The following is a 25,223-nucleotide window of genomic DNA, read 5'->3' as shown; positions in this document are numbered from 1 at the left end:
AGCGCTGTATACGCACGGTAACTCGCACTATCTTCAAGCCAGACTATTGGTCGATAAATTCTATCTGCTAGTTTATAAAAAGAGTAAGTTCACTCAGTGAATCTAGCTTCACATGTGGTAATAATCGCGCGGGTTCACTGTTTAAATTCATGGGTCTGTTACACGCAAACCATGCGGTTTGATACCCCGCGTTTAGTGCGCCGTAAACGTCTTTAATTATATTGTCTCCCACATGCAATATGTGCTTTGGTGAAATATCTAGCAAATTGGCGGCTTCGTTAAACATATCGGGCGCTGGCTTCATTGGCCGCTGCAAACTGGCGTGTAAGCTTGCTTGAAAGAAACCGTCTATTCCAATCTTTTTAGTGTCTACATTGCCATTTGTGATGGCAACTAGGGGTATGTGGGCACTTACTTTTTCAAGCGTTTGAAGAATGTTTTCTTCAATAGCGAATTTGCTTCTTGCATCGTAGAAGCAGTTGAAGCATTCATCAACGGCCTGATTCAACAGCGGGTCTTCGGATGGCGTTACGCTTAAAGCGTCAGGCGCTGTTCCAGATAGCGCAGCGGTAAGTACTACGCGACGTAACTGACCCATATCAGACGCCAGTCTGTTGTCTTTCACTATGGCTTGTTTTTTTAGCGCAAACCAGTGGTTTGCAGACAGCTTGGCTGCTACTGGATGGTGTTTAGCGATATGCGCCTGAAGGGCTTTTTCCGCTTTTCTTATAATAGGTTCATTGTTGTAAAGCGTATCGTCAAGGTCGAAGGTCATGGCCTTTACCTTATTGATAGGTCTAAAAAACTGCATGTTTTACGCCTTTATTTTTTATGTGCACGAGGGTGCGCGGCATCATACACGTTTGCAAGATGTTGAAAGTCAAGGTGGGTATACACTTGCGTAGTAGACAAGTTTGCATGGCCTAACAGCTCTTGCACTGCGCGTAAGTCGCCGCTCGACTCTAATACGTGCGTAGCGAAAGAATGGCGCAGTTTGTGAGGACTTACTTTTTGCGAAAGCGATTGCTCCTCTGCCATTTTATTTAGCCTGTTCGCCACTTGCCTATTGGAAATACGTGTTTTTCGTTTGCTAACAAATACAGCACTTTCATAGGGCGATGCGTAGGCTGGTCGTACTTTTAACCACGCATTAAGCGCCTTTTGTGCATGTCTTCCAAGGGGAAGAATACGTTGTTTACTGCCTTTACCCATCACTTTTACTGTACCGTCTTTTAAACAGTCAGCTAGGTTCAGGCCAGTTAACTCGCTCAATCGAAGGCCGCATCCATACATTAATTCGAACATAGCGATGTCACGAAGCTGCATGCCTTCTTCGTCATCAGTGCTCGATACCTTCGAGCCTAGTAACTGTTGCATTTCATCAACGCTTAACTGCTTCGGCAAAGGCTTACCTTGCTTGGGCGCTTGTATACCTTCAACGGGATTGCTGAATAGCTGTTGATGATCGATAAGATACTGACAAAAGGTACGAAGAGCAGATAGGCGCAGCGCTATGCTGCGCGCGCTGTGGCCAGACATTTTTGCATCTGCCATTACGCGCTTAATATCGCTTGGTGTAAGTCCTGACCATTCATAAAGCCCTAAAAGCTTACCCACTTCGCTAAGCTGACGCTTGTAGTTAGAAAGGGTATGAGGCGATAGGCCCCGTTCAACTTGAAGGTGAAGTAAAAACTTATCTAGCCATTGCTGGCATGGTTCACTAAGTAACGCGTCCGTAGACACAACCGTTAGTATCCCATCATTTCAGGCAAAATAATGTTTAACACTTGTTGAAGCTGCTGAAGAAGCAAAGTGTCCATATCGGGGGTGAAATGGCTGGCGTCGCTACTGCTAATGCCCAATATGCCGATATCTCTGTTATCGCCTAACAGCATAAGCGCTACTGACTCGGCTTGGTTTTCACCAAACAACAGCTGTCGCTCGTGTTGCGATAAACGTCCAAAGAAGAAATTGGTGTTTTTAAAACGCTTTTCGGTGAAAAGGCGTTGCTGCAGTTCAGGGATCGCGTGTGGCCCTTTAAAACTTTTTATTACTGCTGACGACAGCTGAAGGCGCTCTTGAAGCACATCTTCTAGTGTGAACTGAACTTCGGCAACGCTCTCACATCGCAATAGCTGCACGTTTAGGTCGGTGTAAACGCGGTAAATCTTTTCGTTTTGTTTGGCAATGGTTACCAGCTGATTTAGCTTGTGAGTTAAGTGACGTACCTTTTTGCGAAGTTGATCACTTTGAATCTCGACCAGCGATACACTGCCTTTTTGCTCGTGTGGAAGCCTTATTTTTTCAAGAAGGTCGGGATGTTGAGCAAAGAACTCTGGGTTTTCTAACAGAAAATCGCGTATCTCTTCCACAGAAAGCGATGGCGTATTATCAAACGGCTCAACTATGTTTGTGGCGCTAGAATGCCCTGTTACTTCGCTCATAAATTAATGTGTCCATCGTATACGTGTTCTGCAGGCCCTGTCATTTTAAGTACATTATCTGGGCCCGGCCAGCGTATACGTAAGCTGCCCCCGGGTAAATCTACCCGCACGTCTTTGCTTAATTTACCCTGTATTTGACCAATTGCAACAGCGGCACACGCTCCACTACCACAGGCAAGGGTTTCACCAGAGCCACGCTCGAATACACGTAATTTGATATGCGAGTCGTTTAGAATTTGCATAAAGCCAACGTTTACGCCCTCGGGAAAGCGCTCGTGCTTTTCCACTAGTGGCCCTATTTCAGCTACGTTGGCAGTGTTAACGTCGTCTACTTCCATAACGCAGTGCGGGTTACCCATTGACGCAGAACCAATAAACAGGGTGCTTTCACCTACGCGAAGAATGTAGGTATTTTCCTGCTTGTTAGCTTTAAGAGGAATGTTAGCTGGCTCGAACTCAGGCTTACCCATATTCACGGTAACTTGGCCGTCTTTTTCAAGGTACAGCACCATTTTGCCAGCTTTTGTGCTTACCACAATTTTATTGCGGTTAATTAAACCTTTTTGTTTTACGAATCGGGCAAAACAGCGCGCGCCGTTACCGCATTGCTCTACTTCTGAGCCATCGGCATTAAAGATGCGATAATGGAAGTCTTGTTCGGGGTCGTAAGGCGGTTCAACCATCAACAGCTGATCGAAGCCTATACCAAAGTTACGGTCGGCCAGTTGTTGAATTTTTTCTTTTGAGAAAAATACATTTTGAGTAACGTTATCAATAACCATGAAATCGTTACCCAAACCGTGCATTTTTGAAAATTGAACCTGCATTAACAGCGCATCTATCTTATTAGTTTGTCTCTAGTTTACGGAAGTTTGTACTCACCTTTCCAGAGATCTTTTTGATTTTCTCTTTCACGCACCACAATTGCCTTGTCACCATCAACCATAATCTCGGCTGGACGGCAGCGGCTGTTGTAGTTCGAAGCCATTACAAAACCATAGGCGCCAGCACTGCGTACCGCAAGCAAATCTTTGGGTTCAATGGCTAAAACACGGTCTTTTCCAATAAAGTCTCCCGTCTCGCATACTGGCCCTACAACGTCGTAAGTGCGTGGCTGCGCAGTGCTACCTTCTTTTACTGGAATGATTTTTTGCCAAGCCTGATATAACGACGGACGAAGTAAGTCATTCATTGCGGCATCAACAATGGCAAAACTTTTCTCTTCACCTTCTTTAATAAACTCAACTTCAGTAACTAAAATGCCTGCGTTAGCTGCGATTGCACGGCCTGGTTCAAGAATAAGCTTTAAGTTCTCGCGGCCTACCATTTTTTCTGCCATGGCCTGTGCGTAAGCTTTGGGATGGGGCGGCTGCTCGTCGTTGTAGGTCACGCCCAAACCACCACCAACGTCTAAATGCTCAATAATGATACCGCGTTCAGCAAGCTCGTCGATAAGTACTAACAAGCGCTCTAACGCATCTACAAATGGGCCAATTTCAGTAAGCTGTGAACCAATGTGGCAGTCCATACCTACAACGTTTAGGTTGGGAAGTGAAGCTGCTAGTTCGTAGGTAGACAAAGCGCGCTCTCGCGCAATACCAAATTTGTTAGCTTTAAGACCGGTAGAAATGTACGGGTGCGTTTTTGCGTCTACGTCTGGATTAATACGCAGCGATATAGGGGCTTTTACACCTAATTCACCCGCTACTTCATTAATGCGGTGAAGTTCTGGCTCAGACTCAACGTTAAAACACATAATACCTTTTTGAAGGGCATAGCGTATTTCATCGTGCTTTTTGCCTACACCTGAAAATACTACCTTTTTTGCGTCGCCACCCGCTTCAATGACACGAGCTAGTTCACCTGCAGATACAATGTCGAAACCAGAACCTAGTTTTGCTAAAACGCTAAGCACACCGATGTTCGAGTTAGCTTTTACCGCGTAACACACTAAATGTGGATGTTCGCCGATAGCGTCATTAAAAGCATGCCAATGACGTTCTAGCGTAGCGCGTGAATACACATACACAGGTGTACCGTAAGTTGCAGCAATGTCGGCAACCGGCACTTGTTCAGCACACAGTTGGCCCTGGTTGTAAGCGAAGTAATCCACTAGTTGAGTTCTCCAGAGGTAAATGCGGGTGTATCAGTGTCTGAAGAAGGATCAGCGCCACTAGCGTTATCAGAGGGTGTTTCAGAAGGTGCATTTTGTGTGGGCGCATCTGGAATATAAAGCGCCCCTTTGTAACCACAGCCACATAATGCTGTAAGTGTTACCAGAAAAACTACCGACTTTTTAAGCACGAAAAATCCCGCGAAGAATACGACAAATGCCGCTATCATCGCATTGCGGTACTAAATTGCAAGAGCCAATAATCGTTCTTTCGTCTTATCGCCATATTGCACTGTTTTCCAAAGTGCATCGCAAAGACTTTTGGTATCAGAAAAGTCGCCATTTTTCAGCCAATCAATAAGAATATTGGGGTTGTCTGGAAAAGCAATGGCTTCGTTGTCCGGCGCTTCTAACCACTCCTCAACAATGTCGGTATCTAGCTGAAACAGTGTTTGGCACAAGTCTAACTGGCTGAGCGTTAACACATTTGATAATTGCTCGAACTGACCGTGAAGCGGCTTTATTAAGAGTTTTTTACCCAGCTGTAATGCTTCACTAGACAGTTCAAAGCCGCCGTTAGCGATTACGCCACTGCAGTGTTGCAGCGCTTTTTGGAATTGTTTTTTGGACGTTGGATACCACGTAATATGCCCAGCCGTTTTTTGCTCCTCGATATTGGGGTGAAAGCATTGAAACTGCTGATCGCTTAACGGTTCGAGCATTTGCTGTATGTCTGCTACTTCTTCGAACGGTAAGTATACCAGTACGTGGCCTTTGGCTGGCGTGAGGGCAGGTTTGTCTACCACAAACGGCGGTATAATTGGCTGATTAAAGTGATACCAATGCACGCCTAGCTGTAATTTTGTTGGCGCAAAGATTTTCATCAACAAGGTGTCTAAGAACGTGTTACCACTTTTAGGAACATCGTAGGTAAATGATGCTTGGTGGCTAATAGAGATTGACGGGGTTTCTTGTCGTCTTGCAGCCCACGCTGTTACCGGCTCGAAATCGTTGATGAGCAGGTCGTAGCCCGAAGTATCAAAGGCTTTTACGTCTTTAATAAACTGGCTAATGTTGGCGTCTTTTACCGTGGCCCATTTATCTACCTTTCCACTTTTTGTAATAAAGCTTAAGCCTGTGAACGTTCGGTAACTACCAAATACATCCATATCGAAATATTTGTTGGGCGGGCGACCAGTAAAAACAAAGTCAACGTCTATGTCGTCACGTAGTGCCAATGCGGCAGCCATAATTCGAGCGCGTGCTATGTGGCCGTTACCTGTGCCTTGAACGCCATATAATAATTTCATATCAACCTAAAATGTAAATGCTGGTAGAAGCGATAGTGATGCCAAGTAAGGTGCCTGCCAACACATCTGACGGGTAGTGTACGCCAAGTAAAATGCGTGACATGCCAATAAGCGTAGCCCAACTGTAAGCAATAACTGCAAAAGGCGGATAATAATGCGCAACAATGCTCGCCATTAGCCATGCTGCCGCAGTGTGTCCTGAAGGAAGCGAAAACTTATCTGATGGTGTTACGTGTGCCTTTAAATTGATAAGGAAGTCGCATGGGCGAGGGCGCTTAAACATTTTCTTCAGCAATACATAAATAGGTAGCTCAAGGGCATAAGCCATAAGTGCTGTATAGAGGAATATCTCGCCGTGCTCTGGTTCGAATGCCCACAGCAGCATGCCGATAACGAAATAAAGATAGCCGTCACCTGTTTTAGACAACCAAATAATACTGCGACAGTCTCTTTTTAGCGTCAGTTTGTACAGGCGATAAAATAAGTCAGTATCGACCTTATTCAAGGATTTTATAAGCATCGCCTCGTCCTCTTTCGGTTATTTAATGCACAGGCTAAAGTCGCTCTGTGACCTGTGGGTGACGAAAAAAAGAAACTTTTCTTACAATCAAGCACACAATGTTTTCTGCACCATAGGTTTAACAATGTGTGTTAGCAATATGTGTGCTCATTTAACGCATGTGTTAAATAAAATGATGTTGTTTGACTGAAACCGAATAATTCTGCGAGTGACGAATAATCAGAGGTTTGCATTACTTCATTTAATGCTATGCTAGTTATTAAGAGGCCTAAACTCCTCTCTCATTATCAATGTATGTAAGGCAGAGCAATGGAATACAACACATCTGAATTATGCGATTTGTTTGCTGACAACGTAGACGTGGTAGACCCTATTTTCGCAAGTTTTGGCGGTCGCTATTCCTTTGGGGGAGAGGTCACTACAATTAAGTGTTTTGAAGACCGAGGGTTGATAGACCGAGTGCTTGCTCAACCCGGTGCGGGAAAGGTACTGCTTATTGATGGCGGTGGTTCAACACGACGCGCGCTTTTTGACGCATCGTCGGCGCAAATTGCCATTGATAATGATTGGGAAGGCATTGTTTGCTATGGCAGTGTGCGAGAAGTGGATAGCCTGGCTGAGTTAGATATCGGTGTGCTGGCTGTGGCCGCAATTCCGGTAAATGCAGAGAGTGAAAGTATCGGTGAAGTTGATGTGCCAGTAAATTTTGGTGGCGTTACATTTTTACCCGAAGACCATCTTTATGCAGACAGTACTGGCGTTATTCTTTCGCCCGAACCTCTCGATGTTGATTAGATTTTCATAAAAAAACGGAGGCTTTAGCCTCCGTTTTTCTTATCGCTGTGCCTCTTCAAATACCTCGTTAAGGTACATAGCAATGCGGATACCAGCCATTTGTAAGCGTTTCTTCGCCGTGGGCAAATGGTTGTAAAGGTAGTCATAGCTCATGTTATTCGCATTTTCTGGGTAAATGGTGTCGCGAATTTCAGTGCTTTCTTTTATCCATACCATAACGTCAGTGGTTGCCCAATCACGAATATCTTGTGAAGTAATAGTTTTGGTAAGCCACTCAGTCCATTCTGTATAAGACAAGTCGCGCTGATCTAGCATTTGCGAGTCCCACACGCGGTGCAGGTTGGAGTCTTGCCAGAAGAAACGTACTTTAACATCGTTACCACCGCGGTCGGTGCCGTTACCCGCATGAAGTGGCTGATGCAAATCGCCAACAATGTGAACGATAAACTGAAGCGCTAAGCGTTTCTCATCAATAGTTGCGGTTTTGCTTTTCAACGTTTCGGTAAATTGCTTTAGTGCGGTTACTGCATCGCCCTGAGGAGGCGCACCTACCTCATGGTATTCTTTGCCTTCAGGCACAGAAACATAGTGCCATGGGCTTGCCGTTTTTTGCCAAAATTCACTTGGGTTAGAGCGCATTTCGTCGGCATGTGTCGATGCCTCGGCAAGCGAACCATGCGGTAATAATTCCATCAGTGCCGCTTGTGAAAGCGGGCTTAAATACTGCTCGGCAATAGCCCCTGTTACACGGTGGCCTGTTTGCCCCCATCCAAAAGCGGGTGATGCGGCACATAATGCCATTACTGCGCTAAGCGCGACTGCGCAAGTCCTGTTTGCGAACGCGAACATAGTTATTCCTCTGCGTGTTTCTTAGTGTGGTAGCCCCAACGTGCTACCAATGATTGTTCAATACCTAGATGATCAAGTATACGTGCTACAACAAAGTCTACCAAGTCATCAATAGTTTTAGGGTTGTGATAAAACCCTGGCGCAGCTGGCATTATGGTTGCGCCCATTTGTGATAGCTTTAACATATTCTCAAGATGAATTGATGACAGTGGCATTTCTCTCGGCACTAAAATAAGCTGACCGCGCTCTTTAAGTACAACATCGGCAGCGCGTTCAATTAAGTTGTCGCTTGCGCCAATGCTTATGGCAGACAGCGTACCCGTTGAACACGGGCAAACCACCATTTTAGCTGGTGCGGCCGAGCCCGACGCTACCGGGGAAAACCACTCTTCTTTACCAAATACTTTTATTTGGTCAGGTTTAGCGTCGCAATGTTCGGCAAAAAATGCTGCTGCATCTTCAGGACGCGCTGGAATTTTTACATTTTCTTCAGTGGCAAAAACTACTTTTGCCGCCGAAGAAATTAACACGTAAACCTGATAATCAGCGTTTACTAGCGACTTAAGCAGTGTAAGCGCGTAGGGGGCACCTGATGCGCCTGTGATAGCAAGTGTGACTTGCTTGTCGTGTTTCATTTTATTGCCTCAATGATATGCGCCAATGTCTAGTGACAGTGGAAAGCACAGATGCTTGGTGTCCATGTGTAGGGCATTCTGTAACAAGCTTAAACACCCCAATCTGTGCATAAACGTAATTATTGTCTATCTGTTTGCTACTTGTTTTCTAGCGCTTGCAAGATGCGCCCATGAATACCTTCAAAGCCACCATTACTCATTATAAGAATGTGGTCGCCTGCCTGTGCTACGTTTGTAACCTTCTGAACGATCTGTTCCACATCTCGAAAACACTGTGCGGGTGCGCTGCTTCGTTTTACAGACTCTACCAGAGACCAATCCATACCCTGTGGTTCATACACAAATACGTCATCGGCTTTCTGCCACGAATTAGCCAGTGTGTCTTTATGTACGCCCATTTTCATCGTATTAGAACGGGGTTCAAGCACGGCAAGTATGCGCGCGTTACCCACTTTTTTACGAAGCCCGTCGAGGGTTGTGGCTATGGCGGTTGGATGATGTGCGAAATCATCGTATACCGTTATATTATTCACTTGCCCTTTAACTTCCATACGTCGTTTAACGTTTTTAAAGCTTGATAGCGCGTGAATGGCGTCTTTTAATGTCACGCCTGCATGGTGCGCCGCACCAATAGCCATTAATGCGTTATCGACATTATGCTGGCCCATTAGTGACCAGTTTACAGTACCCACTACTTCACCGTTGTGTAACACATCAAATGCACTGCCATCTTTATTGTGCAATGCTGCTGACCATGTTTTACCCAAAAATTGACGCGACGACCAACACCCGCGCTTCAAAGTATCTTCTATAGAAGGGGTATCGTAAGGGGTAAGTATAAGACCGTTTTCAGGCACCATTCTTACTAAATGATGAAATTGCGTTTGAATGGCATTAAGGTCGGCGAATATATCGGCATGGTCGAACTCTAAATTGTTGATGACCAGTGTTTTAGGCCGATAGTGCACGAACTTAGATCGTTTATCGAAAAAGGCGCTGTCGTATTCGTCTGCCTCGATAACAAAAAATGGGCTTTCGCCAATACGTGCAGAAACCCCAAAATTTTCAGGTACGCCGCCAATAAGATAACCGGGGTTTAGTCCTGCACTTTCTAATATCCAACCCACCATACTTGTGGTGGTTGTCTTACCATGAGTTCCCGACACGCCTATAACCCAGCGGTCTTTTAAGAGGTTGTCTAGTAACCACTGTGGGCCGCTGGTGTAGGGCAAATTGCGGTTTAAAACGTATTCAACAGCCGGATTCCCACGCGACATCGCGTTACCTATTACTACCATATCAGGTACAGGGTTAAATTGGCTTTCATCATATCCTTCGGTAAGTTCAATACCCAAGGCTTCAAGCTGCGTGCTCATAGGCGGGTAAACATTGTTATCCGAACCAGTTACTTTGTGACCTAGCGACTTGGCGATAGCGGCAATACCACCCATAAAGCTGCCGCAAATGCCTAAAATGTGTACATGCATAGCGCATTCTCTAAGAATTATCATGTGATGGGGTACTGTATCAGAACCGCGTAAGGCTGCCATCATGCAATTTACGGGTTTTTATTGCTTGGCTGTGAATTTATGAAACGCTTTTGGGCAGTACTTTAGCGGTGTACTTGCCTAGCAACATTTTGCAATCGCCCTTCAGCCTAAAACTGGTATGTTGTGTAGTAGGTTATTGATATGCATGTTTCACTTGAGGTCGAACACGGTTACAATCTAATCATCGATGACATAAGGCATGCATGCAGATGTTTCTGCAAAGCACAAAAAATAGAACCTATGCGCCGATAAATGTGAAAAGCGTAGTGACCACTAAGGAACGTGTAGCTGCTTTTTACATAACACCCTACACACGAAAAAAGGCTTACATTCAATGAAACGTTTAAATTCCCAATTGCAACAAGACGGTGCTCCGCTTGAGTTAATTCTGCTCATTCGTACGCTGTTAGCAGGCTGCAAAGAAATCTCTTTCCGCGTGAGTCAAGGCGCGCTAGCTGGTGTACTCGGTTCTACACTATCTGAGAACGTTCAGGGCGAGACGCAAAAGAAACTCGACGTTATTTCAAACCAAATTCTTAAAGATACGCTTCGTGAGTCTGGCTATGTAAAAGCAATTTCTTCTGAAGAAGAAGATGATGTTGTACCGTGTAATCCAGAAGGTAAATACCTAGTAAGCTTCGACCCACTAGACGGCTCTTCAAACACAGAAATTAACAGCCTAATTGGTACTATTTTCTCAATAACTCACGCGCCTCAGTGGATGGAGCCTGATGACCCATCGGCGTTTTTGCAGCCAGGTACACAAATGGTTGCAGCAGGCTATGTGCTTTACGGCCCGTCTACCATGCTTGCGCTGACTACAGGTCGCGGTACGCATATCTATACGCTTGATAAAACCCACGGCGGCTTCCTACTTACGCATCCGAACATTCAGGTTCCTGCCGATACGTCAGAGTTTTCTATCAACGCATCTAATCAGCGCCACTGGGAACCTTCAATGCAAGCGTACATTGCCGATTTGCTTGCAGGTAAAGAAGGGCCGCGCGAGAAGAACTTCAATATGCGTTGGGTTGCCGCCATGGTGGGCGATATTCATCGTTTACTTTGCCGCGGTGGTATTTTCATGTACCCATATGACAGTCGCGACCCATCTAAAGCGGGCAAGCTGCGTTTGCTGTACGAGGCAAACCCGATGGCGTTTCTTATGGAGCAAGCTGGTGGTAAAGCCGAAACAGGTGATGGCCGTATTCTTGAAGTAATGCCCGAAGAAATTCATCAACGCGTTCCTTGTATTATTGGTTCAAGTAACGAAGTTGATATGTGTGTGAGCTACCGTTCGTAAGCAAATAACGGTAAAAAGTGGCAAAATTTAACGAAAAATAAAGAGATTAGTACGACAACAGTCGTAAACCGTTTTTATTTTGCCGCGCTCGCCGTATACTTAGCGCAAAATTTCTCACATATCATTGAAAGGACCATAGAATGAGCTTAAGTGCTATTTCTGCTGGTAAGAATGTACCAGACGAAGTAAATGTAATCATCGAAATTCCAGCGCACGCTGACCCGGTGAAGTACGAAGTAGACAAAGACACAGGTGCACTATTTGTTGACCGTTTCATGGCAACATGCATGCATTACCCAACTAACTACGGTTACGTAAACAACACATTGTCTGAAGACGGTGACCCAGTTGACGTACTAGTAATGACACCTTTCCCTCTTCTAGCGGGTTCAGTAATTAAGTGTCGTCCAGTTGGCGTACTAAACATGACTGACGAATCTGGTAAAGATGCAAAAGTACTAGCAGTACCAGTAGACAAGCTTTCTACTATCTACCGCGACGTTAAAGAAATTGAAGACTGCCCAGCGCTTCTTCTTAAGCAAATTGAACACTTCTTCGAGCATTACAAAGATCTTGAAGAAGGTAAGTGGGTGAAAATTGACGGTTGGGCAAACGCTCAAGCCGCTAAAGACGAAATTACCGCAAGCATCGCGCGTTTCGAAGCAGAATAATTCACGCTGCTACACATTAGTGATAAAAAGGGCTGGTCGATACCAGCCCTTTTTGTTTTTAGCTAAGATTTAGTAAAGAGTATTCTGTAAAGCGCTTAGTTAAAAAAGCATAGTGAAAAGATAAATAGAGAAATAAGCAGATATGCAGTTTTTAAAAACAACATGGTCATTAACCCTGGTCTTGTGTGTGATGATGACAAGTCTTTCGTTGTCTGCAAACAACGAACCTGTAGAAGTATACTGGGAAGACCTAGTACCTGAGGGTTTCAATGAGCTTGCCCCACCAGCCGTGCAGCACAATGGCGAAATGAGTCAGCTTCAACCCGATGCACCTGTAGTTGAAACCTACGACAAAAAGCGGGTGAAAATTCCAGGCTTTGTTGTTCCGCTAGAAGGTGACGGTGAACTTACCACTGAATTTTTGCTTGTGCCGTACTTTGGCGCTTGTATTCACGTACCGCCTCCGCCATCAAATCAAATTGTTTATGTGAAGTTTGAAGACGGCGTTCGCATAGACAACATCTACGATGCCATTTGGGTTACCGGGACCTTGTCTACCGACGGCTGGAAAGGCGATATCGCGTCGGTGGGATACCGCCTAACAGGTGAAGCTGTAGAAGGTTTTTAAACCTAGCTAGCCGCAAAGGCTAGCCCTGGGTGTAAATTTGCTCGGCGCGGTTGAATAAAAGCCAAGACGTAAGAATATATTTGTCGTTACTTTTTGGAATTTGACCGCGGTGCGTATGGGTAAAATACGCAGGCGCAATAACCATTCTACCCGCCTTCGGTTTAACCGCACGGTTTTGATAATAGAACTCGGTTTCTCCACCTTCTTCCACATCGTTTAAGTAATACATAAACAGTAAAATGCGGTGCAGTGCGTCGTTGTGCTGCATTTGCGGATACACTTCAGAATGCCAATAAGGGTAGCCACCATTCCCCGCAGTGTAGCGCTGTGCGTTTACATCACCTACGCGAAAAAGGTAATTCACTAGGTTGGCAAGGTTGGGTTTACCCACTTCTTCAAAGTTTTCGCCTGTCACCTTTACCGGTTCACCGGTTTTTGGGTGACGTACCGTTAGACCAATTGGGCCTACCAAGGCGTAAAAATACTTCTCTATGTAGGCTACAAGCTGCTGACCTGTGTGCTGCATTACCTGCTGGAATAAGTCCTGAAATTCACTATTTCTACTTATCGACACATCCATACTGCGCTTTTTGTCTAAATCAACGCCGCCGCCAGTACGCCCTTGTACTACATTGGGGCTGCTTTCAAAACGTGCCATTAACTGGGTACACAACTCTGGAGGAAGTACATCGTCAATTACTTCAATAAAATCACTCATGGGCGCCTCGCTAACTACTGATGGTACGTTATTTGGTTTCTAGTGTTTTAAAATGACTTTGGAGCTCTGCTTTTACGTCATCAGGAATGGGTGCAGAGCGCTGGGTTTTATAATCGAAATGCACCATGGTAGTGATACCTGTCGAGCATAATTTTTCGTCTTGCCAAAGTTCCTGAAACACATCAAAAGCGCTATTGCCCAAACGGCTTATATAAGTTTTAACCGTAACGGGTTTGCCGTAAAAAATCTGGGCAAGAAAGTCCACTTTGTAGCTTGCCAGAATCAGCGGCCAGTTTTGTAAATCAAGCTCGGGCGTAAACATGCGGAAAATGGGTTCACGCGCAGCTTCAAACCACGCAACTAACGCGGTATTACTTACGTGCTGCAGGGCGTCTGTTTCACAAAAACGTACGTCAAAAGACGTTACTAAAGGTGCTGTATCTGTCATAACGTGTGTAGGATTTTTTTGGTTTTAATATCGCCACTTTAGCACTAAGGAGACGGCTTTTCAGCGCAAAATCGTCGTTGCTTAACATTCTTTATTTAAGAATATGGCAACCAATGTGCACAAGCCTTTGGGCTTCATGGAATTAAACCAGAATGATTGTATACCATATACTCAAAACATTTGATGAAAACCAACGGTAGAAAGCGCAAACGCTTTTCCTTACAATCGCGCATCACTGTGTTTAATGCGAAATGATTTAAGCGAACAATTTATGACTGCAATTGGGATTGACTACGGTACATCAAATTCTGAAGCTGTGTATTTTGATGGTAGCACTCATCAACACATCAAGCTTGATCCGTTAGATAAGAAAGGGAATAAGATTCGCTCTTCAGTATTTATCTATTTTGAAGATGAACTGCCGCCACCGCCCGATGCAATGGTAGAGGCGAAAGTGTCGCAGCTACAGCGCGCAATCAATGATCAAATCGATAAAGCGAAAGATGGCTACTATTCCGCTAAAGATCCTAAAGAGCAGGCCATGTACAGTGATCGCATCGATTCGCTACGCGGCGACCTACACAACAAACCTGCCTTGCAAAGAAAAGCTATTGCGCAGCTTATGCATGCTATGTCGCTTGATGAAATTCCACTTCTTCGTTTGGTTGAACACGGTAAATTTGCGTTTGGTGAAGAAGGCTTTCGTCGCTTTTTAAAAATGCCTGATAAAGGCAGATTAATTTACTCGCCAAAGAACTTTCTTGGCGCGTCACTTGATGGTGATCAAAAACAGGCGTTTATTGGCATTATTGCTAAACAACTAGCGTATTTTAAGCAATGTGCGGAACAGCAGTTGGGCAAGCAGGTGGAAAGTGCAGTTATCGGTAGACCTGTTAAATTTCATGGCACGCGCGGCGAAGAGGGTAACGCTCAGGCCATCCAAATAATGACCGAAGCTGCCACTAAAGCCGGGTTTACCGGCGTGAACTTCCTTGATGAGCCTATTGCGGCAGCATATAAAATTGAACAAACGCTGCCTAAAGACACAACTACGCTTATTGTTGATATCGGTGGTGGAACAACGGATATCTGCTGTATTAAGTTATCGCCAGAGCGCTCAAATCAGCTCGACCGTAAAGATGATGTACTGTCGGTAACCGGGCGTCGTTTAGGTGGTATGGATTGCGATAAGAGCTTGGTGCTGAAAGCTATCGCACCAGAAATGGGTATGGGGCTTAAAATGATAAACGGCTTGCCCGTGCCGCCAACCTACTTTTCTGATATGTGTGCTGTAGACAATATTCCCGCCCTTACTCGCTTTTTCTCAGACGACTACGGTCTAGATATTTCACAAACCATGTCGGTCATTAAAGAGCCTGCTCAGCTTGAGCGCTTGCTTATTGTGCAAGAAAATAAATTGTCGGCGCGAGTAGTGAACTCTGCACGCCTTGCTAAAGAGCTGTTATCTAGCAAACAAAACATTACGCTACCACTTGCTTACATTGAAGATGATTTCGATGTTGAGATCTCGCAAGACGCACTGAAAAAAGCGTTGAAGCCTTGGTTAGATAAAGTAAAAGCGTTGGTGGTTGAATGCCTAGAAAATAGTGCAGAGAAGCCCGAAGTGGTCATGATTACAGGGGGCATGAGCTTGTCACCCATCGTGGTTGATGCATTGTATGAGCAGTTGCTTACTGGACTTCCACGCTTGGAAAATGATGCGTTCAACTCGGTGTGTGAAGGGTTGGCTATTCAAGCGGCGAAGCATCAGTAGCACAATGAAAAAAGCGTTAACCCTAAAAGGGCTAACGCTTTTTTTGAATCTATTGTTGCCTTGGTTATTTAGGCTTGTCTACATGGTGTCTAACCGATACGGCAAACTAGGGTAGCACTAGTGTTTAAGGATGTTGTGCTCTTTAAGGTATACCGCGATGGCCTCAGGAGACTCAAACGCTTTTAATAACATCTCTTGAGCACGCGCCTTCACGTCATTGTCTTCCGATGAAGACAGCAGGTGGTACCAAGTTTTAACAAGGGCAAGTGGTGGCGTTTGATTCATTTTTTGTTGCTCCGGCAATGCTTATTGCAAATACGTTTATATCCTATCTTAGGAAATCCCAAAACAAGCTCTGACCAGCGCTACTTTTATGAATTTTTGCGACAAAACACACGTTTTTACTGCGTATTGCCGCTTTGATTGATAAAAGCACGCTATTTAAGCTTGTTACAGCATGGGCTTTAAGAAACGACCTGTATGTGAAACGTCTTGTTTAGCCACATGCTCCGGTGTTCCCTCTGCAATAATCTGGCCACCTCCGGATCCTCCCTCTGGACCTAAGTCCACAATCCAGTCAGCCGTTTTAATCACATCTAGGTTATGCTCAATAACCACCACAGTATTACCGTGGTCGCGCAGCCTGTGAAGCACTGCAAGTAGCTGTTTAATATCGTGGAAATGAAGACCTGTTGTCGGTTCATCCAAAATATAAAGTGTTTGGCCAGTGTCTCTTTTTGACAACTCTTTTGCCAATTTTACACGTTGCGCTTCACCACCTGATAACGTGGTTGCGGCTTGACCTAGGCGGATATAAGACAAGCCAACATCCATCAGCGTTTGCAGTTTTCGGGCAATCGAAGGAATGGCATCGAAGAACGTGCGAGCGTCTTCAACGGTCATTTCTAACACTTCATGAATGTTCTTATCTTTGTATTTAATCTCTAAGGTTTCACGGTTATAGCGTTTGCCCTGACATACATCACAAGGAACATATACGTCAGGTAAGAAGTGCATTTCAACCTTAATGACACCGTCACCCTGACACGCTTCACAGCGGCCGCCTTTAACGTTGAAACTGAAACGTCCTGGCTTATAACCGCGAGAGCGTGACTCTTGGGTACCAGCAAACATTTCGCGAATGGGCGTGAAAATGCCTGCATAGGTTGCAGGGTTTGAGCGTGGTGTTCTTCCAATTGGGCTCTGGTCGATGTCCACTACTTTGTCTAGATGCTCCAAACCCGTCATAGATTTATGCGGGGCAGGTTCAGACGTGGTGGCCTTGTTGAGCTCTCGCTGAGCTATCTTATAAAAGGTATCGTTAATAAGCGTAGATTTACCTGAGCCCGATACACCGGTTACACAGGTCATTACACCGGTAGGAATGCGTAGGTCGACCGATTGTAAGTTGTTACCTGTCGCGCCTTTTAACTCTAACCAATGATTGTCTTTTACTGGTGTGCGAGAAACAGGTATATCAATTTTTTCCCTGCCAGAAAGGTATTTCCCAGTAAGTGAGTCTTCACTGTTCTTGATGTCTTCTAGCGAACCTTCAGCAATTATTTGCCCACCGTGCACACCGGCACCGGGACCAATATCAACAATGTAGTCTGCTTCGCGAATAGCATCTTCATCGTGCTCTACCACAAGCACGGTATTACCTAAATCGCGCAAATGAGTAAGCGTTGATAAAAGGCGTTCATTATCACGCTGGTGTAAACCTATTGATGGTTCGTCAAGCACGTACATCACGCCTACCAAACCCGCACCTATTTGGCTTGCTAAACGAATACGCTGCGCTTCACCACCCGATAGTGTGTCGGCACTACGCGACATAGACAGATAATTAAGCCCTACGTTTACCAAGAAACGAAGGCGGTCCATTATCTCTTTTAAAATCTTTTCAGCAATTTGCGCTTTTTGCCCTGCAAGGCTCAGTGTTTCAAAAAAATCGAATGCATCGGCAATAGACATATCGGCGATGGCGGGAAGGTTAGTGCCCTCGATGAACACGTTGCGCGCCTCTACGCGAAGACGTGTGCCGTCGCAACTATTACAGGGCTGTTGGCTAAGGTATTTTGCTAGCTCTTCTCGCACCGAGTTAGACTCGGTTTCACGGTAGCGACGCTCCATATTTGGAATAATGCCCTCGAAAGGGTGCTTACGCTCCATAATATCGCCGCGCTCGTTAATGTACTTAAACGAAAGAGACTTGCCCTTTGAGCCGTACAGCACGATGTCTTTGTGCTTTTCATCCAGGCTTTCAAAAGGGTCTGTTAAACTGAAATCGTAATGATCAGCCACCGCTTGCAGCATTTGGAAGTAGTAATAGCTGCGTTTATCCCAGCCTCTAATAGCACCGCCGGATAAACTTAATTCAGTATTGCCAACAACGCGGGCAGGGTCGAAGAACTGTCTTGTGCCTAAACCATCACACGTAGGGCAAGCACCAGCAGGGTTGTTGAAAGAGAACAAACGAGGTTCTAGTTCACTTAAGCTGTAGCCACAGTGCGGACATGCAAAATTAGCCGAGAATACAATTTCTTCAGCGTCTTTATCGTCCATGTCGGCAACTACAGCGTTACCGCCAGCAAGCGAAAGGGCGGTTTCAAACGATTCAGATAAACGCAGTGCCATGTCGTCGCGCACTTTGAAACGGTCTACAACCACTTCAATGGTGTGCTTTTTATGCAAATCTAGTGGCGGTGGATCGGACAAATCACACACTTCACCGTCTATTCGAGCGCGAATAAAACCTTGGGCAGAAAGATTCTGCAAGGTTTTCACGTGTTCACCTTTTCGATCTTTCACAATAGGCGCCAGCAGCATTAGCTTGCTGCCTTCAGGCATTGCCAACACCTTGTCTACCATTTGGCTTACCGTTTGTGCATCTAAAGGCACATCATGGTCTGGGCATCGCGGCGTTCCTACGCGAGCGAACATCAAACGTAGGTAGTCGTAAATTTCTGTAATGGTGCCCACGGTTGAGCGAGGGTTGTGCGATGTTGATTTTTGCTCAATGGATATTGCCGGCGACAGGCCCTCAATATGGTCAACATCTGGCTTTTCCATCATGGAAAGGAATTGACGCGCATAAGCCGATAACGATTCAACGTAACGGCGCTGGCCTTCAGCATACAGCGTATCGAATGCAAGAGACGATTTGCCCGAGCCAGAAAGGCCGGTTATTACCACCAGTTTGTCTCGTGGCAGTGTTAAATCGATGTTTTTCAGATTGTGGGTGCGGGCACCGCGAATTTCGATTTTATCCATTGAAGCCTAAGTGAGAATAAAAGTGTGAGAAAAAAGAATCAGTATGCCATAGGTGTCAACTAAAGTGATATGACAATCAAGTTATACTGTGTGTTCAGTGTGGAGATCACATTGCAATAACTACAACGTATTGAATTCGATGCGTTGAATTAACATATAAATGTGTATGAATTAATCCGCGTTAAGGTACGTGGGAAGCAATACAATTTATGCTACACTCCTGCACCGAATTTTTGCCGCAGAGTAACTTACTCTGGGGCGCTGAGCTTCAGTTTTGATTTTATTGAGGAATACAGCTGCTTTGAACGCTTTGGAATTACGCGCTGCGTTGGCGCTAGCATCGGTTTATGTTTTGCGCATGATGGGTTTGTTCATGGTAATGCCCGTGCTTGCCGTTGCTGCCATGGACTATCCTGATTACTCTCCTTTGCTTGTTGGGCTGGCTGTTGGTGGCTATGGCTTAACTCAGGCGGCGCTACAAATTCCCATGGGCATGATGTCTGACAAATGGGGCCGCAAGCCAGTCATATTGCTTGGGCTTAGTGTTTTTGCCGTGGGCAGCTTTGTTGCAGCGCAAGCTGACAGCATGGCCATGATGATTGTAGGGCGTATTTTGCAAGGCGCTGGCGCCATAGCCGGAGCTATTATGGCGTTGGCCACCGACGTAAGTCGGGAAAGCCAGCGGGCCAAAGTACTTGCCATTATAGGTATCGCTATTGGCTTTTCCTTTTATCTAGCGGTAATTGTTGGGCCGCTTATTGCCAATAGTTATGGTTTGGCGGGCGTATTTGCCATCACAGGTCTTCTAGCACTGTTATGCATGCCATTGGTGAAATGGGTTGTACCTAATGGTGAACAGTTAAGTAGCGGCGACACGCTTCCTCAGCAAGGCCAGCTAAAACGACTGTTTTTTTCTCCTCAGTTATGGCGTTTAAACGTAAGCGTTATGTTGTTGCACATGCTCATTACGCTGCTCTTTGTGCAGCTTCCCGTTACGCTTTTAAATTTCGACATCTCATTAGCAGAGCACTGGACGGTGTATGTTCCTGTGTTAGGTATTTCTATTGTTGGCTTAGTGATCATGATGGGAATAGCGCGAGGAAGAACCCCTAAATCATTGCTTCTTGCCGGCGTCATGTTGATGGGCTCGGCATTTGTTATGCTGGCATTTCAGGCACAAAATTGGTGGATGATTACCGCTGCAGTTGTCCTTTTCTTTACCGGTTTTAATTACCTTGAAGCCAATTTTCCTGCGCTTGTTTCAAGTATTGCACCTGCAGGTCAAAAGGGAACGGCTATGGGCATTTATGCCAGCTTCCAATTCTTTGGGGCGTTTCTTGGCGGAGTATTGTCTGGCGTAGTCACCGATATATGGACACCTGAAATGGCGTACCTCGTGGGCGCAATTAGCAACATTTTATGGTTAAGCATATTAAGCGGTATGAAAGAAGTTAGCCGCGTAAAACGTGTCATGATGCATGGTGACTTCCCTCAGGCCAAGCAACCTAAAATTACGCACGACCTGTTGCTGGTACCCGGTGTACTAGAGGCAACGCTTAGCCCTGAAAATGGCGCGGTATATTTAAAGGTTGACCGCGACTTTGATGCCGTCGCGGCTAGAAAAGTCCTTAACGATTAAAAAGTCCTTAACGATTAAAAAGTCCTTAACGACTAAAGTAGTCCTTAACGGCTAGTTTAATCCCGCAATACCGTCTACTGGGTCGTCACATTGGTGCAGTAGTGACGACTTAACGCGCTGTGTAGCTTTGTGAATCGCTTCCTTTACAGCATCTTTCGCTACTAAGACATAGTCGTCGTTGTCACTGTTTGTATTCACTTTTACGCTTTGCCCTCTGTACGACACTTCGGGCGAAAACTTGTCTGCATAGTGCGGTTTGTATTGAACATTTATTACCACAATCGCCATTAGGTTGTTGCCCAGTGTTTTTACAAACGCTTTTTCAAGGGCCACTTTAACGCTGTTGTTACTTTCGACAGTTGGCGCAACATTCATGTCTAGTAAGCTTTGCTCTAAAAAGCCGTACAGCGCGTCTTCCGAGACGCTATTACTACCTACTAGTAAGTCTTTGCTAGCGCGTATGTCAGTAAGTTCATCTAAGTGAAGCGGACACGCTTTTGCTTTAGACATACTTGCTTGGTAACCCTTTCGTTGAGCTTCAGGTATTAGCGTAGAGTCGAGTACAGGCATTGGCGTCGACTCGCAGGCTACAATCGCCGTAACAGATGCACAAATAAGTGCCGTACGGCATAACTTGGCAAAAAGCTGAGAGAATGGCGTAGCGTGAAAATGCGAAGTCGTCATAAGGAGATTCTTCTTGTTTGTTTTGCTGGGAGGCGCCTTTATGCACTTGCCCTACTTATTTCTTTTTAAGTATAAGAAATTATTTAAGGGCGTTAAACACAACAACTGTTGCAAACTGTTTCAGTTGGCATAGCATGTAAAGTCTAACATTTAGACAGCATGGACAGTGTCCCTATAATGAAAACTAGTCGAGCGCTTTACCTTTTCTTAGGCGTTATTACGCTTTGTGGCTGTGCTATTAATGTCACACCATCAGCGTTTTTTTATCAAGACAGCGCCACTAAACCTCTAGACACAACAAAGCTTCACGCGTCTATTCAAAATGACAAAACGTCTGCGGGTATTACACGTGTTGAAATAGAGAACACGCAAGGGCTAACGCTTAGAGGCGTGGCGGTTTCTTACCCTAATCCTATAGTGAATGTTGTGTTTTTTGCAGATAACCGTATGGCAATTAGCGAAAATAACAGTGTTATTCATCGCTTAGGACAGTTGCCTGCCAACATACTATGGCTTGACTACCAAGGCGTTGGTGCCAGTGACAAAGCAATGAATTTAAGCATTAACGCTATCAAACAAGATGCGCTTACGCAGTATGATTATGCCGCGACAACGTTTGATAGTTCACTGCCCACTATTGTTCACGGCAGAGGATTTGGAAGTTATTTTGCCAGTCATGTGGCTGCAAATCGCAATGTTAATGCGCTAGTACTTGATGGTGCGTTTAACGATATTTCCGACTTAATTGCTAACATAATGCCTGGTTTATCAAACGCCATAACGCGTATGAAGCTGCATGACGAAGTACACAGCATGCAGATAGCGCCTATTCTTCGTCATTACAATGGCCCGCTTTGGTTACTTGTAGGCGAAGCTGATAAAATTACGCCTTACCCTATTAGCCAACAGCTATTAGAAAATGCCGCAAGTTCGCAAAAATATATTTCAGTAGTGCCAGGAGCAACCCATAACGCAACGCTTAAATCAGATTATGCAATTGCAGAATACAAACAATTCATTACGCGTTTCACACAGTAAATTGACGCTTTTTACCTGTGGATAAATAGTGGAAAACCTTGTTGGTAACTCTGTTAATAGCTATGTGTAGCAATAGATCACGATCTTACTCGGCATATCTGGTCCGATCACGGCTTTTCAGTAAAATCAAGTGGTACAGCAGGATAAATGGCGATCGTGATTGAATTTGATCGAACTTAGATGAAGGATCGTGCGATTTTCACGATTGGGGATAAAAAACTTTCCAACACGATCAACACCTTTGTATTGTCAATAGATTGACGTAATGAAATTTTTAGAATTGAGCTGCCACTAAACTCCAGTAATAATCGATTAGAAGGTTATAGCGATTGAAAGAACTTACCGACTAGAACCGTCTGTCGATTAAACCCGCACCATAGACTCTCGTTTCACAATGGTTGGTGTGTATTTGAAGGTAAGCCCGTCTTCAGGCGTACTGCCCGATGCATATTTAAGTGCAAGCTCGGCTGCCTTGGAGGCCATCATTTCAACTGGGTAACGCAGCGTTGTCAGCTTAGGGCGACAATACTTTGCGAGTAATACATCGTCGTACCCCATTACAGAAACGTGCTCGGGCACTGCAATTCCGTGGTCTTGAAGCATTGTCATTGCACCCGATGCCATAGCATCGTTATAGGCCAATACGGCAGTAAACTTAGCACCAGTTGCTAGCAAGTTTTGCATAGCCAGTTCGCCACCTTCCTGATCAGGTGTGGCGTATTCAATCATGCTTTCCGGCAACGACAAGCCAGCTGCGTCCACGGCATTTTTAATGCCCTCTAAACGATGATTTGGGTCGTCTATTCGATATTGACTGCTTATAACCGCCAAGTTTTGATGACCTTGGTTAATCGCATGCTCAGCCATAAGGCGGCCGCCAGTTATGTTATCTAACCATACGCAGCGATTAGCAATTTCGGGAATGTAGCGGTTTATCAGTACAAATCCTGGTACTTGGTTCGCAAACCCAATCAGCGTATCATCGTCAAGCGCTTTACTGTGCACAACCATTGCTTCTACCCGATGCTCAAGTAGTGTTTCAATGGCTTGTAGCTCAGTCTCTTTTTCTATAGACCCAGCACTTAACAGTATTTGCACGTTGTTCTTGCGTGTAACAGACTCAACGCCGTGCGCCAGCATGGCAAAGAAGGGGTCGTGAAGTTCGGCGATAACAACGCCAAGCGATGCACTTCGTTTTGTAACCAATGCTCGAGCGTTAGCGTTCGGACGATAGCCCATTTCCTGCATTATTTTTTTAACGCGTTTGCGCGTGTCATCGCCTACCTTAGGTCCGTTATTAATGACTCGTGAAACCGTCGCCAGTGATACACCCGCTGCTTGAGCGATATCTTTTATTGTTGCCATGCTTGCTGCTATTTCTTATTAGTGTTTTTAGGCCAACCTTCGTGATGGGCACATTACAGGTAGGCATTATGTAAGTAATGAATCAGTAGCGTACATTATATTTACATAAAAAGATAAGGTTCTACGGGTTTACAGCAGTGAAAGTAGTGCAAATTTTAGTACAAAGCCGTTACATACGTATTTATTGGCAAATACACTATTAAAAACAATGGAAAACGTATAACCTCAAAACATTATTAGGTGAAAAAATGATGCGACTTGTACAACAAAACACGGTTTTTTTGAAATCAAACACGTACTAGTTATTACGTCGCATCGTTTGCCAGCTTAGCTAAAGGTTAAAAAATTGTTATGAAAGTGGATGTTTCTACATTCGGTGAAATTGACGGTGCTACGGTTTATCAGTACGTGCTAAATAATAACAACGGAATGAAAGTTGCGCTTTTGAACTACGGCGGAATTATTAAAGAGATTGTGCTGCTTGATAAACACGGTAATCAGAAACACTGTGTTCAAACCTTTAAAACGCTACAAGAATACATCAATGATAAGAGTTATCGCGGCGCCATCGTAGGACGATATGCAAATAGAATAGGGCAGGGTAAATTTTCGCTCGATGGGCAACTGTACCAACTGGATAAAAACGGCGGTGAGCACAACTTACATGGCGGACTTGCTGGGTTTCATAAAAAAGTATGGCATGGACAATACAGTGAACCAGAGAACAGTGAATCAGAAGACAGTGTAAGTGTAACCTTTACGCTAAATAGTCCTGATGGTGAAGGGGGATTTCCTGGAAATGTGTCGGTAGCCGCTCATTACACATTGAACAATAACAACGAACTGGCACTTCACATTACCGCAAACACAGATAAAGCCACGCCGCTGAGCTTTACGCAGCATGCATATTTCACATTGAGTAATGAAAAGACCATAGGTAATACGCTACTTTATATTGCTGCTGACCAAGTAACCGATGCTGACGAGACACTGTTGCCAACAGGAGAATTAGTATCAGTAGAGGGCACCGAATTCGACTTCCGTGAACTGTCTGTTATTAAAGAAAAAGCGGCTAGTTCACCGGCTTCAGCACTTTACAAGATGGTGGGCGGGTACGATCACAACTACGTATTAAACACATCGGCAGAAAATGCGATGCAAGCCTTGGTAAAGGCTGAAGATACCGGCATTTCGATGGCGCTATCAACCAATCTCCCTGGCCTGCAGTTTTATACAGGGTCATTATCTTCACCCGAACAACTTGGCGCATTGTGTCTAGAGCCTCAGCAATTTCCCGATGCACCTAACAAAGCGCAGTTTCCCAACTGTATAGTGCAGCCTGGCGAAACACTACATGCAAACTTTCGCTATCAATTCTCTGTTCAGTAACCCAATAGCTGCTTACTACATACCAAAAGAAAATTAAATGTTATTAAATTAACATTTAATTTTCTTTGCCGTGGGTT

Annotated in this window: 25 protein-coding genes; 8 read left to right on the top strand and 17 right to left on the bottom strand. The window is 44.9% G+C overall.

Going from position 1 to position 25,223, the window contains the following annotated elements; genetic code table 11:
• Positions 1-67: 67 nt before the first annotated feature.
• The 8 genes from V7R35_RS09650 to V7R35_RS09615 are packed head-to-tail and all read right to left on the bottom strand — an operon-like array spanning position 68 to position 6,387.
• Positions 68-811, bottom strand: a complete 744-nt coding sequence (locus V7R35_RS09650) for an HAD-IA family hydrolase (RefSeq protein ID WP_334014547.1) — start codon at positions 809-811, stop codon at positions 68-70.
• Between the two features lie 11 nt (positions 812-822).
• Positions 823-1,743, bottom strand: coding sequence for a tyrosine recombinase XerC (xerC, locus tag V7R35_RS09645; protein WP_334014546.1), 921 nt, complete (start codon positions 1,741-1,743; stop codon positions 823-825).
• Between the two features lie 5 nt (positions 1,744-1,748).
• Positions 1,749-2,444: a DUF484 family protein gene (locus V7R35_RS09640; protein WP_334014545.1), complete on the bottom strand. Its 696-nt coding sequence runs from the start codon at positions 2,442-2,444 to the stop codon at positions 1,749-1,751.
• A complete protein-coding gene (gene dapF / locus V7R35_RS09635; protein WP_334014544.1) occupies positions 2,441-3,271 on the bottom strand; it encodes a diaminopimelate epimerase in 831 nt (276 codons plus the stop codon). Before dapF ends, V7R35_RS09640 begins: the two co-directional genes overlap by 4 nt.
• Before the next feature lie 35 nt (positions 3,272-3,306).
• Positions 3,307-4,557 (bottom strand): diaminopimelate decarboxylase, encoded by a 1,251-nt coding sequence (lysA, locus tag V7R35_RS09630; RefSeq protein ID WP_334014543.1) that lies wholly within the window; start codon positions 4,555-4,557, stop codon positions 3,307-3,309.
• Positions 4,557-4,748 carry an LPS translocon maturation chaperone LptM gene (gene lptM / locus V7R35_RS09625; protein WP_438823463.1) on the bottom strand — a complete coding sequence of 64 codons (192 nt, stop codon included), beginning with the start codon at positions 4,746-4,748 and terminating at the stop codon, positions 4,557-4,559. Before lptM ends, lysA begins: the two co-directional genes overlap by 1 nt.
• A 51-nt stretch (positions 4,749-4,799) precedes the next feature.
• Positions 4,800-5,867 (bottom strand): MJ1255/VC2487 family glycosyltransferase, encoded by a 1,068-nt coding sequence (locus V7R35_RS09620; RefSeq protein ID WP_334014541.1) that lies wholly within the window; start codon positions 5,865-5,867, stop codon positions 4,800-4,802.
• A gap of 1 nt (position 5,868) precedes the next feature.
• Positions 5,869-6,387: a phosphatase PAP2 family protein gene (locus V7R35_RS09615; protein WP_334014539.1), complete on the bottom strand. Its 519-nt coding sequence runs from the start codon at positions 6,385-6,387 to the stop codon at positions 5,869-5,871.
• Between the two features lie 309 nt (positions 6,388-6,696).
• On the opposite strand from V7R35_RS09615, the gene rraA reads away from it, so the two are divergent.
• On the top strand, positions 6,697-7,182 hold the full coding sequence (gene rraA, locus V7R35_RS09610) for a ribonuclease E activity regulator RraA (RefSeq protein ID WP_334014538.1): 486 nt from the start codon (positions 6,697-6,699) through the stop codon (positions 7,180-7,182).
• A 39-nt stretch (positions 7,183-7,221) separates the two neighbouring features.
• On the opposite strand, the gene V7R35_RS09605 is transcribed toward rraA, so the two are convergent.
• The 3 genes from V7R35_RS09605 to mpl all read right to left on the bottom strand — a co-directional run bounded on the left by V7R35_RS09605 (position 7,222) and on the right by mpl (position 10,153).
• Entirely contained in the window at positions 7,222-8,031 is an 810-nt protein-coding gene (locus tag V7R35_RS09605; RefSeq protein WP_334014537.1) for a S1/P1 nuclease, read from the bottom strand.
• Between the two features lie 2 nt (positions 8,032-8,033).
• On the bottom strand, positions 8,034-8,666 hold the full coding sequence (locus V7R35_RS09600) for a flavin prenyltransferase UbiX (protein WP_334014536.1): 633 nt from the start codon (positions 8,664-8,666) through the stop codon (positions 8,034-8,036).
• 137 nt (positions 8,667-8,803) lie between these two features.
• Entirely contained in the window at positions 8,804-10,153 is a 1,350-nt protein-coding gene (gene mpl, locus V7R35_RS09595) for a UDP-N-acetylmuramate:L-alanyl-gamma-D-glutamyl-meso-diaminopimelate ligase (protein WP_334014535.1), read from the bottom strand.
• A 397-nt stretch (positions 10,154-10,550) separates the two neighbouring features.
• On the opposite strand from mpl, the gene V7R35_RS09590 reads away from it, so the two are divergent.
• From V7R35_RS09590 to V7R35_RS09580, 3 genes are all read left to right on the top strand, one after another.
• Positions 10,551-11,519, top strand: a complete 969-nt coding sequence (locus tag V7R35_RS09590) for a class 1 fructose-bisphosphatase (RefSeq protein ID WP_334014534.1) — start codon at positions 10,551-10,553, stop codon at positions 11,517-11,519.
• A gap of 140 nt (positions 11,520-11,659) precedes the next feature.
• Positions 11,660-12,190 carry an inorganic diphosphatase gene (gene ppa, locus V7R35_RS09585; protein ID WP_334014532.1) on the top strand — a complete coding sequence of 177 codons (531 nt, stop codon included), beginning with the start codon at positions 11,660-11,662 and terminating at the stop codon, positions 12,188-12,190.
• A gap of 142 nt (positions 12,191-12,332) precedes the next feature.
• The gene (locus V7R35_RS09580) at positions 12,333-12,818 is read left to right on the top strand and encodes a DUF3299 domain-containing protein (protein WP_438823462.1); all 486 of its coding nucleotides are present in this window, start codon (positions 12,333-12,335) and stop codon (positions 12,816-12,818) included.
• A gap of 19 nt (positions 12,819-12,837) precedes the next feature.
• Here the strand turns inward: V7R35_RS09580 and V7R35_RS09575 are convergent, their stop codons facing one another.
• Together V7R35_RS09575 and V7R35_RS09570 are read right to left on the bottom strand one after the other, a co-directional pair.
• Positions 12,838-13,536, bottom strand: coding sequence for a 2OG-Fe(II) oxygenase (locus V7R35_RS09575; protein WP_334014531.1), 699 nt, complete (start codon positions 13,534-13,536; stop codon positions 12,838-12,840).
• Between the two features lie 28 nt (positions 13,537-13,564).
• Entirely contained in the window at positions 13,565-13,984 is a 420-nt protein-coding gene (locus tag V7R35_RS09570) for an acyl-CoA thioesterase (RefSeq protein WP_334014530.1), read from the bottom strand.
• Positions 13,985-14,255: 271 nt separating this feature from the next.
• Here V7R35_RS09570 and V7R35_RS09565 point away from each other — a divergent pair, with 271 nt between their 5' ends.
• A complete protein-coding gene (locus V7R35_RS09565) occupies positions 14,256-15,758 on the top strand; it encodes an Hsp70 family protein (protein ID WP_334014529.1) in 1,503 nt (500 codons plus the stop codon).
• 117 nt (positions 15,759-15,875) lie between these two features.
• Here the strand turns inward: V7R35_RS09565 and V7R35_RS09560 are convergent, their stop codons facing one another.
• Together V7R35_RS09560 and uvrA are read right to left on the bottom strand one after the other, a co-directional pair.
• Positions 15,876-16,043: a hypothetical protein gene (locus tag V7R35_RS09560; protein ID WP_334014528.1), complete on the bottom strand. Its 168-nt coding sequence runs from the start codon at positions 16,041-16,043 to the stop codon at positions 15,876-15,878.
• A 165-nt stretch (positions 16,044-16,208) separates the two neighbouring features.
• Positions 16,209-19,031, bottom strand: a complete 2,823-nt coding sequence (uvrA, locus tag V7R35_RS09555; RefSeq protein WP_334014527.1) for an excinuclease ABC subunit UvrA — start codon at positions 19,029-19,031, stop codon at positions 16,209-16,211.
• Positions 19,032-19,332: 301 nt separating this feature from the next.
• Between uvrA and V7R35_RS09550 the strand changes: the two genes are divergently transcribed.
• The gene (locus V7R35_RS09550) at positions 19,333-20,670 is read left to right on the top strand and encodes an MFS transporter (RefSeq protein ID WP_334014526.1); all 1,338 of its coding nucleotides are present in this window, start codon (positions 19,333-19,335) and stop codon (positions 20,668-20,670) included.
• A gap of 51 nt (positions 20,671-20,721) precedes the next feature.
• Here V7R35_RS09550 and V7R35_RS09545 read toward each other — a convergent pair whose 3' ends face one another.
• The gene (locus V7R35_RS09545) at positions 20,722-21,354 is read right to left on the bottom strand and encodes a hypothetical protein (protein ID WP_334014525.1); all 633 of its coding nucleotides are present in this window, start codon (positions 21,352-21,354) and stop codon (positions 20,722-20,724) included.
• Between the two features lie 177 nt (positions 21,355-21,531).
• Here V7R35_RS09545 and V7R35_RS09540 point away from each other — a divergent pair, with 177 nt between their 5' ends.
• The gene (locus tag V7R35_RS09540; RefSeq protein WP_334014524.1) at positions 21,532-22,392 is read left to right on the top strand and encodes an alpha/beta hydrolase; all 861 of its coding nucleotides are present in this window, start codon (positions 21,532-21,534) and stop codon (positions 22,390-22,392) included.
• Positions 22,393-22,755: 363 nt separating this feature from the next.
• On the opposite strand, the gene V7R35_RS09535 is transcribed toward V7R35_RS09540, so the two are convergent.
• The gene (locus tag V7R35_RS09535; protein WP_334014523.1) at positions 22,756-23,757 is read right to left on the bottom strand and encodes a LacI family DNA-binding transcriptional regulator; all 1,002 of its coding nucleotides are present in this window, start codon (positions 23,755-23,757) and stop codon (positions 22,756-22,758) included.
• 351 nt (positions 23,758-24,108) lie between these two features.
• Here V7R35_RS09535 and V7R35_RS09530 point away from each other — a divergent pair, with 351 nt between their 5' ends.
• Entirely contained in the window at positions 24,109-25,146 is a 1,038-nt protein-coding gene (locus V7R35_RS09530) for an aldose epimerase family protein (RefSeq protein WP_334014521.1), read from the top strand.
• Positions 25,147-25,223 lie beyond the last annotated feature (77 nt).

Origin of the sequence: Alteromonas sp. S167 (genome assembly GCF_036864375.1) — a bacterium.
GTDB lineage: Bacteria > Pseudomonadota > Gammaproteobacteria > Enterobacterales > Alteromonadaceae > Alteromonas.
This window is presented reverse-complemented; position numbering and strand designations above follow the sequence as displayed.